This is a genomic window from Streptomyces sp. NPDC032472 (assembly GCF_040636955.1).
Lineage (GTDB): Bacteria > Actinomycetota > Actinomycetes > Streptomycetales > Streptomycetaceae > Streptomyces.
In genome coordinates, this window is record NZ_JBEZVK010000030.1 from 36,128 (window position 1) to 48,626 (window position 12,499).

Sequence of the window (12,499 nt, forward strand, 5' to 3'; positions counted from 1 at the left end):
GGCGTCTTCAGCCCTTCTGCTTGCGGCGCCGGGCCGCCGGCACCGTACGGCCAACGATCACGGTGCGTCGCTCCGTGCCGGCGCGCGGCGCCCCGTCCTGCGTCCTGCCGAGCGCCTTGCGGACTCCGTAGCCGAAGGCGGCGACCTTGACCAGCGGGCCGCCGAAGGTGGAGGCCACGGTGGAGGACAGGGCGGAGGCGTTGGAGGTGACCTCCTGGACGTCGCTCGCGATGGCGTCGACCCGGTCGAGCTGGGTGCGCGCGGAGCGGACGGTGGTGGAGGCGTCCGCGAGCAGCGGGACGGCCTGCTCGGTCACGTCGGCCACCAGCTTGGTGGCCGCCTTGAGCACCTGGGCCAGCCTCGCCAGCGCCAGGGCGAGGAAGGAGACCAGGACCGCCCAGAAGACGGCCACGAGGATCCCGGCCACCTCTCCACCGGACACGTTGCACCGCTCTCTGCATGTTGATCACTACGGAGGAAGAATTCGTTCTCCGACCCTATCGCGCCGGAGATCCGCTGCCGTACCGGAACGGGGGACCGGCCGTGGCGGGCGGGCCGGCCGTCTACGCAGGGCGCCCGGAGCGGCACTCTCCGTTCCGCAGGACGGGGAAAAGGAAGCCCGCCGGCTCCCCCAGAGGGGAACCGGCGGGCTGACCAGCCTGTGGTGCTACGGCCGCCGGATCAGCGGGCGTAGTACTCGACGACGAGCTGCTCGTCGCAGATGACCGGGATTTCCTTGCGGTTCGGGTCGCGGTCCAGGCGGAAGGCCAGGGCCTTCAGGTTGACCTGCAGGTAGCGCGGGGTCTCGCCCTCGCCTGCGTAGCCACCCTCACGGGCGATCTGGAACGGAACCTTCTCGCGGCTGCGCTCGCGGACGGTGATGACGTCGTCCGGACGAACGCGGAAGGACGGCTTGTCGACCTTGGCGCCGTTGACCTCGATGTGGCCGTGGACGACCATCTGGCGGGCCTGGTAGATGGTGCGGGCGATGCCGGCACGCAGGACCAGGGCGTCGAGACGACGCTCGAGCTCGACGACCAGCGCCTCGCCCGTCTTGCCCTCGGCCTTCTTGGCGCGGTCGTACGCGCGGGCCATCTGACGCTCGGAGATGTCGTACTGAGCGCGCAGACGCTGCTTCTCGAGCAGACGGACCTTGTAGTCCGAGTTCTGCTTGCGGCCACGGCCGTGCTCGCCCGGCGGGTAGGGGCGGGCCTCGAAGTACTTGACGGCCTTCGGCGTCAGGGCGATGCCGAGAGCGCGCGACTTCTTGACCTTGGGTCGCTTCTGGTTCACGGGGAACCTACCTCCATAAAAGTTAGGTGAGGCTTACCTTGTCGAGGAGGACGTAATGTCTCGACCACATGGGATCCCCCTGCCCAGAGCGCATCGGAGTTCGGATTCCAACGAAACGGAATCCGCTTTCGACGACGATAAGCAAGGTCAGCCGCGTCCCAGGGAAGGCGTTCGGCAGCTCACCGGAGCCGAACGCGTACGAACCCTCGTAGAGTCCAACGCCTCAGTATCCCTCACGCCGCCGGGTGCTCTCGACCAGGGGCGGCCGCTGTGACCAGGCGAAGTGCGGGACAGGGGGGCCGGCCGCTCGGACCGCCACCCCGGACGGGGACGTGCTCCCCCTGCTGCCAGGGGAATCCGCGGCTGCACGGCAGCCACTCACGCCCAGGACGACGACCTCACACCCGTGACCGAGATCACGGAACGACGCCGGCGTCCGCGCCCCATCGTATCCGAGGCCGCAACGGCGCCGCAGGAGCGGGGAAACCGTGATCGCCGGACACGGATGATCTCCCTGTGCCACCGTGATCCCGCCCGGCGACGTCACAGCGACACGGAGGAGCACGATGACCGTCCCGACCCCTGAGCAGAGCGCGGCCGTCGACTCCTTCCGGAACGGGGACCACCTGGTCCTCCAGGCGGGCGCCGGGACGGGCAAGACCACGACCCTGGCCATGCTCGCGAAGGGCACGGGCGCCCGCGGCCGGTACATCGCCTTCAACAAGTCCATCGCCGTCGACGCGGCCCGCAAGTTCCCCGACACCGTGGACTGCCGTACCGCCCACTCCCTCGCCTTCGGCGCGGTGGGCCGGCACTATGCCTCCCGGCTGAACGCCCCGCGGGTTCCCGGCTGGAAGACCGGCGCCTTACTCGGCATCGCGGTCAACATGCGCGTGCGGATCGGCGAGCGCAAGGTCACCAACAAGGCGCTGTCCTACACGGCGCTGCGGACCGTCACCCGCTTCTGCCAGTCGGCGGACAGCACCATCGGGCGCCACCACGTCCCGCGGCTGCGCGGCATCGAGGCCGAGCACCTGCACGCCCAGCTCGTCGACATCGTGCTGCCGTACGCCGCCAAGGCCTGGGAGGACCTGCAGAACCCGCACGAGGGCGTGGTCCGGTTCGACCACGACCACTACCTCAAGATCTGGGCCCTCACCGACCCGGTCATCCCGGCCGATTTCCTGCTGCTGGACGAGGCGCAGGACACCAACCCGGTGGTGGAGAAGATCTTCACTGCGCAGCGCCACCACGCCCAGCTGGTCATGGTCGGCGACTCGGCCCAGGCCATCTACGGATGGCGCGGTGCCAGGGACGTGATGACCGGCTTCGACGGGACGCAGCTGGCCTTGTCCCGGTCCTTCCGCTTCGGCTCCGCGCTCGCCGAGGAGGCCAACCGGTGGCTCCACCTCGCCGCATCGCCGCTCCGGCTGACCGGAACCCCGGCCATCGACACCCGGCTGGAGCGGGTGGAGCAGCCGGAGGCCATCCTGTGCCGGTCCAACGTCGGGGCCATGCTCGAAGTGATGCGGCTGCTGGAGGGCGGCCGCAGGGTCGGCCTGGTGGGCGGCGGCGAGGCGCTCAGCGCCCTCGCCCGGGCTGCCCGCGACCTCAAGGCCGGAAAGCGCAGTACGCACCCCGAACTGATCCTCTTCGAATCCTGGGGCGAGCTCCAGGAGTACGCCGAGTACGACCCGTCCGGCCGGGACCTGCTGCCGCTCGTCGACCTGGTGGACGAGCACGGCGTCGAGGTCATCCTGGCCGCCGTGGAGCGGCTCTCGGCCGAGCAGGGTGCCGAGATCGTGGTCTCCACCGCCCACAAGGCCAAGGGCCGTGAATGGGCCTCGGTCCGCATCGGTGAGGACTTCACCGAACCGGTGGACCCGGAGGAGACCGACGAGAACGGGGTTCCGCTGCCGGGCGAGATCGACGATGCCGAGGCGCGCCTCGCCTACGTGGCCGTCACCCGTGCACGCCTGCGACTTGACATCGGCGGCCTCGGCTGGATCAACCGGCGCCCCGAAGGACGTCCGGGCCGCGGCGGGCCCGCCGACCCCTGGGACGCCCTGGGACCTGCTTCGGGGTGAGGCCACCCGGCGACGGAGCCCGGCGGTGCGGTCAGGAGCCGGTGGTGCCGCGGAGGCGGTCTCGGACCTTTTCCACGATGTCCGCGTAGCGGGCTTCCGCGCCGTAGCGGGTCGGTTCGTAGTAGCGCTTGCCGTGGACCGCGTCGGGGGCGTACTGCTGGGCGGCGATCGCGCCCGGCACGTCGTGCGGGTACACGTAGCCCACGGCGTGCCCCAGCTTCGCGGCGCCCTTGTAGTGGCCGTCGCGCAGGTGCGCCGGCACCGATCCGGCCAGGCCCGCCCGCACGTCCGCGAGGGCCGCGCCGATCGCGGTCGTCGCCGTGTTCGACTTCGGGGCCAGCGCCAGGGCGATCGTCACGTGCGACAGCGTCAGCGCCGCCTCCGGGAAGCCGATCATCGCGACCGCCTGGGCCGCGGCCACCGCGAGCGGCAGGGCCGTCGGGTCCGCCAGGCCGATGTCCTCGCTCGCCGAGATCATCAGGCGCCGCGCGATGAACCGCGGGTCCTCCCCCGCTTCGATCATCCGGGCCAGGTAGTGCAGGGCTGCGTCCACGTCCGAGCCGCGGATCGACTTGATCAGCGCGCTCGCCACGTCGTAGTGCTGGTCGCCGTCCCGGTCGTAGGCCACGGCGGCCCGGTCGACGGTCTCCTCGACCGTCCGCAGCGTGATCTCGTCCTCGCCCTTGGCGATCGCCGAGCCGGCCGCGGCCTCCAGCGCCGTCAGCGCCCGCCGGGCGTCGCCGCCCGCGATCCGCAGCAGGTGCGCCTCGGCGTCCGCCGGGAGGGACACCGCCCCGCCGAGCCCCCGTTCCTCGGTCAGGGCCCGGTGCAGCAGCCCGCTGAGGTCCTCGTCGGTCAGCGGCTCCAGCGTCAGCAGCAGCGAGCGCGACAGCAGCGGGGAGATCACGGAGAAGTACGGGTTCTCGGTGGTCGCCGCGATCAGCGTCACCCACCGGTTCTCCACGGCCGGGAGCAGCGAGTCCTGCTGGGCCTTGCTGAAGCGGTGGATCTCGTCGAGGAAGAGGACGGTCTCCTTGCCGTACCCGCCGGCCGCCCGCTTGGCGCCCTCGATGACCGCCCGCACCTCCTTCACGCCCGCCGTGATGGCGGACAGCTCCACGAAGCGCTTCTGCGTCGCCTGGCTCACCACGTACGCGAGCGTGGTCTTGCCGATGCCGGGCGGGCCCCACAGGATCACCGACGACGCGCCGGCCGGACCGCCGGCGCCCTCCCCGACCAGCCGCCGCAGCGGCGATCCGGGCTTCAGCAGGTGCTGCTGGCCGACGACCTCGTCCAGGGTGCGCGGGCGCATGCGTACGGCGAGCGGGGAGCTCGCCGGATCCTTCTCCCGGCGGTCTTCGGCTGCGGCGGTGAACAGGTCTGGTTCCACACGGGAAGCCTATGCGCTCCCACTGACAGACCCGGCGGGCTCAGGAGGTCCAGAAGTCCCACCAGCGGGTCAGGATCAGCATGCCGATGATGCCGACGTGCAGGACCGGCAGCACCCAGGTGAACTCGTCGAGGAAGCCGCGCAGCCAGCCGGGGGCGGGCAGCAGGCCCTCGCGCACGTTGTGCGCCGTGACGTACCAGAACAGGAAGATCGTGGCGACCCAGGCCAGGCAGCACCACAGGCAGAGCGCGTTGATGTTGTACAGCGACTGGTAGGTCAGCCAGGCGCAGAAGACGACGCCGAAGAGGCAGCCGGCGTTGAAGGTCAGCCAGTACCAGGGCCGGAACCGGGCCCCGGCCAGCAGGCTCATGCCGACGCAGATCACGATCCCGTACGCGACGAGGCCCATCATCGGGTTGGGGAACCCGAAGGCGGAGGCCTGCTCGCTCTTCATGATGTTGCCGCAGGAGACGATCGGGTTGAGGCTGCAGCCCGGCGTGAAGTTCGGGTCTTCCAGCAGCTTGAACTTGTCGATCGTGATCACCCAGGCCGCGACCAGCCCGGCCGCGCCGGTTATCACCAGCAGCCAGGCCAGCGCCCGGCTCGCGCCGACGGTCCGCACGGTTTCCTCGCCTGTAGTCGTCATGCGGTGCATTCTGCCGCACGGGTCTGTGGGCCCTGCCGGGGAGCAACCACGTACGGCCGTCCGTCGTTGTGCGGTCGACTGCTCCCCGCCCGTGCGGGGGTGACCCCGCGTTCGAAACCAAGGGCGGTGCATGCTCCCCGCAACTCGCGGGGGTCGAGGCCGGACGGTATGCGCCGTCCGGCCTCCGCACGTCACGCGAGCTTCGCGCGCACGCTCTCGATGAGCCCGTCCAGAGCCACTGCGGTCTGTTCGCCGGACTCCATTTCCTTGACCTGGACGACTCCCTCGGCCAGGTCCCGCTCGCCCGCGATGATCGCCAAGCGCGCACCCGAGCGGTTCGCGCCCTTCATCGCCGCCTTCAGGCCCTTCCCTCCGTACGAGAAGTCGGAGGCGATGCCAGCCGCGCGCAGCTGCGTGACCACGCCGAACAGCACGCGCTTCGCCTCGTCGCCCAGCGGGACTGCGTACACCTCGGCAACCGGCGGGATGTCCAGCTCGACGCCCTCGGCCTCCAGTGCCAAGACCGTGCGGTCCACGCCCAGCGCCCAGCCCACCGACGGCAGCGCGGGGCCGCCGATCATCTCGGACAGGCCGTCGTAGCGGCCGCCGCCGCCGACAGCGGACTGCGAGCCCAGGCCGTCGTGGACGAACTCGAAGGTGGTGCGCGTGTAGTAGTCCAGGCCGCGCACCAGCTTCTCGTCGTCCTCGAAGGCGACCCCGGCGGCCGTGATCAGCGCCCGGACCTCCTCGTGGTACGCCTTGCAGGCGTCGCAGAGGTAGTCGCGCAGCAGCGGGGCGTCGACCAGCTGCTTCTGGACGTCGGCCCGCTTGTCGTCGAGCACCCGCAGCGGGTTGATCTCGGCGCGGCGCAGCGTCTCCTCGTCCAGGTCCAGCCCGCGCAGGAAGGTCTGGAGCGCCTCCCGGTAGACCGGGCGGCACTCCTTGTCGCCGAGGGAGTTCAGCAGGATGCGGAAGTTGCTGAGGCCCAGCGAGCGGTATGCCTGGTCGGCCAGGATGATCAGCTCGGCGTCCAGAGCCGGGTCCTCGGCGCCGATGGCCTCGGCACCGACCTGGGAGAAGTGGCGGTAGCGGCCCTTCTGAGGGCGCTCGTAGCGGTAGTACGAACCGGAGTACCAGAGCTTGACCGGCAGACCGCCGGCCTTGTGGAGGTTGGCCTCCAGCGCCGCGCGCAGGACGGATGCCGTGCCCTCGGGCCGGAGCGCCAGGTTGGCGCCGCCCTTCGTGGTCAGGGTGAACATCTCTTTGGTCACGATGTCGGTCGATTCACCGACACCGCGCGCGAAAAGCTCTACGTCCTCGAAGCCCGGCGTCTCGACGTACCCGTAGCCGGCCTTGCGCAGCGGGCCGGAGATGGCCTCGCGGACGGCCAGGTACTTCGCCGAGAACGGCGGGATCAGGTCGTACGTGCCCTTGGGGGCCTTGAAGGTGCTCACGAAAGTCTCGTCACATTCCTCGTCGCGGGGCGGCGGTGCCTTCCCCGAGGCCGGCGGCGACCTCCCGCAGGTACGGGTTGGTCGCGCGCTCGCGGCCGATGGTGGTCTGGGGACCGTGGCCGGACAGCACCACGGTCGAGTCGTCGAGCGGCAGGCACACGCGGGCCAGCGATTCGAGCATCTCGGCGTGGGAGCCGCCGGGCAGGTCGGTGCGTCCGATGGAGCCGGCGAAGAGCAGGTCACCCGAGAAGAAGACCGAGGGGATGTCGGACTGCTCGGGCATCCGGAAGGTCACCGACCCCTTGGTATGGCCGGGCGCGTGCGCCACCGTGAAGTCCAGTCCGGCCAGCTTCAGCCCGGCGCCGTCGGTCAGCTCGCGGACGTCGTCCGGCTCGCCGATGGTGAGCTCGCCCATCAGGGGCATCCCGATGGAGCGGCCGAGGGCCTTCTCCGGGTCGCTCATCATGTAGCGGTCCTCGGGGTGGATCCAGGCCGGCACGTCGTGCGCTCCGCACACCGGGACCACGGAGGCCACATGGTCGATGTGGCCGTGGGTGAGGACCACCGCGACGGGCTTGAGCCGATGCTTCTTCAGCGTTTCCTCGACGCCCTGGGTCGCCTGGTGGCCCGGGTCGATGATCACGCATTCCTCGCCTGCGGCGGGGGCGACCACGTAGCAGTTGGTCCCCCAGGCCCCGGCGGGGAAGCCGGCAATCAGCACGTTCGTCCTCATTCGTCGTCCGGCGGGAGCGGCAGCAGCGACCCGTCTCGGCAATGCTGCTGCTCAGAGCCTACCGGCGCGGCTCGTTTCACAGCGAACCCATATACGGTACGGCCTTACCGAGCCCGGACAGCGGTACCAGAGACGCACAAGGAGACGACCCGGTGGTCACGAGCGATCAGCGGCGGCGACAGCTCGCCAGGGAGAAGTACGAGCGCCAGCAGAAGCGCCGGGCGGAGGCCCGCCGCAAGGCGCGCCAGCGGGCGGCGGTGATCGGCGCGGCGGTCGCCGTGGTGATCGCGACGCTGGTGGGCCTGATCGTCGGCGGTGTCTTCGACAAGGACAAGAAGGAACAGGCGGCCGAGCCGAACGCGAACCCGTCGGCGTCGGCGAGCCCGAAGACCTCCCCGGCGCCCGCGATGGCGATCGACCAGAAGGCCAAGTACACCTTCGACCTGAAGACGAGCGCCGGTGAGATCAAGGCCGAGATGGACGCGGCCAAGACCCCGGAGACCGTCAACTCGTTCAAGTCGCTCGCGGACAAGGGCTTCTTCGACAACACCAAGTGCCACCGCCTGACCACCTCGGGGATCTTCGTCCTCCAGTGCGGCGACCCGGAGGGCACGGGCATGGGCGGCCCCGGCTACACGATCGCGGACGAGAACCTCGACGCCCTGGGCAAGCCCAACGAGCAGGGCCAGGTCGTCTACCCGGCGGGCACGGTGGCGATGGCCAACACCGGCCGGCCGCACACCGGCGGCAGCCAGTTCTTCCTGGTCTACAAGGACAGCCCGCTGGCGCCGTCGTACACGCCGTTCGGCAAGATCGACGCGGCGGGTCTGAAGGCGCTGGAGGAGATCGCCAAGGCCGGAACCGCCGACGGCGGGCAGGACGGGGCCCCGAAGACCCCGGTGACCGTGGAGAAGGCCGCCGTCACCAAGAACTGACGGGCCCGGCAGCGGCGCGCCCGGCCGGCCGCGCGCCCCCTGCGGCGATATTCCGTCGTGCGGGATGCGGACAGCCGGCCCGGCGGTCGCCTATGTTGGCGTTGTGCAGGGCGGGCGCTGCCCGCCCCAGGAAACTGTGGACGATGCCCGGGGGGTGAACCCCCTCGCGGGCATCAGGTGGAGGAGGCGCTGTGAGCAGCGACCCGTGGGGCCGCGTCGACGAGACGGGCACCGTGTACGTGCGTACTGCCGAGGGGGAGAAGGTCGTCGGCTCGTGGCAGGCGGGCACCCCCGAGGAGGCCCTGGCCTACTTCGAGCGCAAGTACGAGGGCCTGGTGGTCGAGATCGGCCTCCTCGAACGGCGGGTGCGGACCACCGATCTGTCCGCCAAGGACGCGCAGACCGCGATCGACCACCTGCGCACGCAGGTGGAGGAGCACCATGCGGTGGGCGACCTGGACGCCCTGCGCGTCCGGCTGGACAAGCTGGTCGCGGCGGTGGACTCGCGGCGCGAGGAGCGCCGAGCCCAGAAGGCCAAGCAGACGGACGAGGCCCGCGCGGCCAAGGACGCGCTGGTGGCCGAGGCCGAGGAGCTGGCGCAGAGCGACCAGTGGCGGGCCGCGGGCGAGCGGCTGCGCGCCCTGGTGGACACCTGGAAGGGTCTGCCGCGCCTGGACCGCAAGTCGGACGACGAGCTGTGGCACCGCTTCTCGCACGCCCGGTCCGCCTTCTCCAAGCGCCGCAAGGCGCACTTCGCCTCGCTGGACGCGCAGCGCGAGGACGCCCGCAAGGTCAAGGAGAGGCTGGTCGCCGAGGCCGAGTCGCTGTCGAAGTCGACGGACTGGGGTCCGACGGCCGCCCGCTACCGCGAGCTGATGGCGGACTGGAAGGCGGCGGGCCGTGCGCAGCGCGAGGCCGAGGACGACCTGTGGAACCGTTTCCGCGGTGCGCAGGACGTGTTCTTCGCGGCGCGCTCGGAGGTGTTCGCGGAGCGTGACGCCGAGCAGGTCGAGAACCTGAAGCTGAAGGAGGAGCTGGCCGAGGAGGCCGAGAAGCTCGTCCCGGTGACGGACCTGAAGGCGGCGCGGGCCGCGTTCCGTTCGATCAACGAGCGCTGGGAGGCCATCGGCCACGTGCCGCGCGACGCCCGCCCGAAGGTCGAGGGCCGGATGCACGCGGTGGAGCGGGCCATCCAGGAGGCCGAGGAGGGCGAGTGGCGGCGTACGAACCCGGAGGCGCGGGCCCGTGCGGCCGGCCTGACGGGTCAGCTGCAGGCAGCGGTCGACAAGCTGCGCGAGCAGATCGACGCGGCCCGCGCGGCGGGCAACAACGCGAAGGCCGACAAGCTGTCGCGTGAGCTGGAGGGCCGCCAGGCCCTGCTGGACCAGGCGCTGAAGGGCCTGGAGGAGTTCGGCGGCTGAGAAGGCCGCCCGGGCAACGCGAGGGCCCCGGTACGCGCAATGCGTACCGGGGCCCTGTGACGTGCGGGCGGCAGCTACGGCCGGCGGGCCGAGGTGACGCGGTAGACGTCGTAGACGCCCTCGACGCCGCGTACGGCCTTCAGGACGTGGCCCAGGTGCTTCGGGTCGCCCATCTCGAAGGTGAAGCGGGAGGTGGCCACCCGGTCGCGGGAGGTCTGGACGGCCGCCGAGAGGATGTTCACGTGCTGGTCCGACAGGACCCGGGTGACGTCCGAGAGCAGGCGGGAGCGGTCCAGCGCCTCGACCTGGATGGCGACCAGGAAGACCGAGGACTGGGTGGGCGCCCACTCGACCTCGAGGATCCGCTCGGGCTGCTGCGAGAGGGAGTCCACGTTGACGCAGTCCGCGCGGTGAACCGATACGCCACTGCCGCGGGTGACGAAGCCGATGATCGGGTCGCCGGGGACCGGGGTGCAGCAGCGGGCCAGCTTGACCCAGACGTCGTCGACGCCCTTGACGACCACACCGGGGTCGGCGCTGCCGCGCCGCTTGGTGCGGGCGCGGGACGGCGGGACGCTCTCCTCGATGTCCTCGTTGGCGGCCTCCTCGCCGCCGAGGGCCTGGACGAGCTTCTGTACGACGCCCTGCGCGGCCACGTGGCCCTCGCCGATCGCCGCGTACAGGGACGAGATGTCGGGGTAGCGCATCTCGTGGGCGAGGGTGACGAGCGAGTCGCCGGTCAGGATGCGCTGGATCGGCAGGTTCTGCTTGCGCATGGCCCGCGCGATGGCGTCCTTGCCGTGCTCGATGGCCTCGTCGCGGCGCTCCTTGGAGAACCAGGCGCGGATCTTGTTGCGGGCGCGCGGCGACTTGACGAAGCCGAGCCAGTCGCGGGAGGGGCCGGCGCCCTCGGCCTTGGAGGTGAAGACCTCGACGAGGTCGCCGTTGTCGAGGGTGGACTCCAGCGGCACCAGGCGCCCGTTGACGCGGGCGCCTATGGTGCGGTGGCCGACCTCGGTGTGGACGGCGTACGCGAAGTCCACGGGGGTGGCGCCGGCGGGCAGGGCGATGACGTCGCCCTTGGGCGTGAAGACGAAGACCTCGTTGCGGGAGAGGTCGAAGCGCAGCGAGTCGAGGAACTCGCCGGGGTCCTCGGTCTCCTTCTGCCAGTCCAGCAGCTGGCGCAGCCAGGCCATGTCGTTGACGGTGTCCTGGCCGGCGCTGCCCTTGGCGGCCTGCGGGACGTCGGTGCGGATCTTGGAGGCGCCGGCGACGGTCTGCTGCTTGTACTTCCAGTGGGCGGCGATGCCGTACTCGGCGCGGCGGTGCATGTCGAAGGTGCGGATCTGGAGTTCGACCGGCTTGCCGTTGGGCCCGATGACCGTCGTGTGCAGCGACTGGTACATGTTGAACTTGGGCATCGCGATGTAGTCCTTGAACCGGCCGGGGACCGGGTTCCACCGCGCGTGCACGGTGCCGAGGGCGGCGTAGCAGTCGCGGACGGTGTCGACGAGGACGCGGATGCCCACCAGGTCGTAGATCTCCGCGAAGTCACGGCCGCGGACGATCATCTTCTGGTAGACGCTGTAGTAGTGCTTGGGCCGGCCGGTGACGGTGGCCTTGATCCGGGCGGCTCTGAGGTCGACCATCACCTCGTCGGTGACGATGGCGAGGTACTCGTCCCGCTTCGGGGCGCGCTCGGCGACGAGCCGGACGATCTCGTCGTACATCTTGGGGTAGAGGATCGCGAAGGCGAGGTCCTCGAGCTCCCACTTGATCGTGTTCATGCCGAGGCGGTGGGCCAGCGGCGCGTAGATCTCGAGGGTCTCGCGGGCCTTCTTCTCCTGCTTCTCCCGCTTGAGGTAGCGCATGGTGCGCATGTTGTGCAGGCGGTCGGCGAGCTTGATGACCAGGACACGGGGGTCCTTGGCCATGGCCACGACCATCTTGCGGACGGTCTCGGCCTGGGCGGCCTCGCCGAACTTGACCCGGTCGAGCTTGGTGACGCCGTCGACGAGGAGGGCGACGGCGTCGCCGAAGTCGCGGCGCAGGTCCTCCAGCCCGTACTCGGTGTCCTCGACGGTGTCGTGCAGCAGGCCCGCCATCAGGGTGGCCGGGTCCATGCCGAGCTCGGCGAGGATGGTGGTGACCGCGAGCGGGTGGGTGATGTACGGGTCGCCGCTCTTGCGCTTCTGGCCGCGGTGCCAGCGCTCGGCGACCTGGTAGGCCTGCTCGATCTGGCGCAGGGTGGCCGTCTCGATCTTCGGGTCGTTGCTGCGGACTATGCGCAGCAGGGGTTCCAGTACCGGGTTGTACGGGTTGGAACGCTGGACTCCGAGGCGCGCGAGCCGGGCGCGCACACGGTTGGAGGACCCCGCGGACTTCGCCGGCGAGGGCCTCAGGGGCGGGGCCTTCGGGGGCGTGGCGGGAGGCGCCGCGGCCTTGTCTGCCTGCGGGTCGGGCTGCGCGGCGGAGAGTGGCTGGACCTCGTCTGGCAAGAGCGCTCCTCTGGGGGTCCCCCCGGAGTCCGGGGGACGATC

10 protein-coding genes are annotated in these 12,499 nt (G+C 70.8%); 3 read left to right on the forward strand and 7 right to left on the reverse strand.

What is annotated here, in order from left to right:
* Nucleotides 1-7: 7 nt before the first annotated feature.
* The gene (locus AB0F11_RS21275) at nt 8-442 is read right to left on the reverse strand and encodes a DUF948 domain-containing protein (RefSeq protein ID WP_362175900.1); all 435 of its coding nucleotides are present in this window, start codon (nt 440-442) and stop codon (nt 8-10) included.
* Between the two features lie 239 nt (nt 443-681).
* A complete protein-coding gene (rpsD, locus tag AB0F11_RS21280; RefSeq protein WP_361909097.1) occupies nt 682-1,293 on the reverse strand; it encodes a 30S ribosomal protein S4 in 612 nt (203 codons plus the stop codon).
* A 566-nt stretch (nt 1,294-1,859) separates the two neighbouring features.
* Between rpsD and AB0F11_RS21285 the strand changes: the two genes are divergently transcribed.
* On the forward strand, nt 1,860-3,380 hold the full coding sequence (locus tag AB0F11_RS21285; protein ID WP_362175903.1) for a UvrD-helicase domain-containing protein: 1,521 nt from the start codon (nt 1,860-1,862) through the stop codon (nt 3,378-3,380).
* A gap of 31 nt (nt 3,381-3,411) precedes the next feature.
* Here the strand turns inward: AB0F11_RS21285 and AB0F11_RS21290 are convergent, their stop codons facing one another.
* From AB0F11_RS21290 to AB0F11_RS21305, 4 genes are all read right to left on the reverse strand, one after another.
* Nucleotides 3,412-4,770 carry a replication-associated recombination protein A gene (locus tag AB0F11_RS21290; RefSeq protein WP_362175906.1) on the reverse strand — a complete coding sequence of 453 codons (1,359 nt, stop codon included), beginning with the start codon at nt 4,768-4,770 and terminating at the stop codon, nt 3,412-3,414.
* Between the two features lie 40 nt (nt 4,771-4,810).
* On the reverse strand, nt 4,811-5,416 hold the full coding sequence (locus AB0F11_RS21295) for a vitamin K epoxide reductase family protein (RefSeq protein WP_361909090.1): 606 nt from the start codon (nt 5,414-5,416) through the stop codon (nt 4,811-4,813).
* Between the two features lie 191 nt (nt 5,417-5,607).
* Complete coding sequence (gene hisS, locus AB0F11_RS21300) at nt 5,608-6,870, reverse strand: histidine--tRNA ligase (RefSeq protein ID WP_362175909.1); 1,263 nt, start codon at nt 6,868-6,870, stop codon at nt 5,608-5,610.
* 10 nt (nt 6,871-6,880) lie between these two features.
* On the reverse strand, nt 6,881-7,591 hold the full coding sequence (locus tag AB0F11_RS21305) for an MBL fold metallo-hydrolase (RefSeq protein WP_362175912.1): 711 nt from the start codon (nt 7,589-7,591) through the stop codon (nt 6,881-6,883).
* A gap of 164 nt (nt 7,592-7,755) precedes the next feature.
* On the opposite strand from AB0F11_RS21305, the gene AB0F11_RS21310 reads away from it, so the two are divergent.
* Nucleotides 7,756-8,538: a peptidylprolyl isomerase gene (locus AB0F11_RS21310; RefSeq protein ID WP_362175915.1), complete on the forward strand. Its 783-nt coding sequence runs from the start codon at nt 7,756-7,758 to the stop codon at nt 8,536-8,538.
* A gap of 191 nt (nt 8,539-8,729) precedes the next feature.
* A complete protein-coding gene (locus tag AB0F11_RS21315; protein ID WP_361909078.1) occupies nt 8,730-9,959 on the forward strand; it encodes a DUF349 domain-containing protein in 1,230 nt (409 codons plus the stop codon).
* Between the two features lie 74 nt (nt 9,960-10,033).
* On the opposite strand, the gene AB0F11_RS21320 is transcribed toward AB0F11_RS21315, so the two are convergent.
* Nucleotides 10,034-12,457: a bifunctional (p)ppGpp synthetase/guanosine-3',5'-bis(diphosphate) 3'-pyrophosphohydrolase gene (locus AB0F11_RS21320; protein ID WP_362175918.1), complete on the reverse strand. Its 2,424-nt coding sequence runs from the start codon at nt 12,455-12,457 to the stop codon at nt 10,034-10,036.
* Nucleotides 12,458-12,499 lie beyond the last annotated feature (42 nt).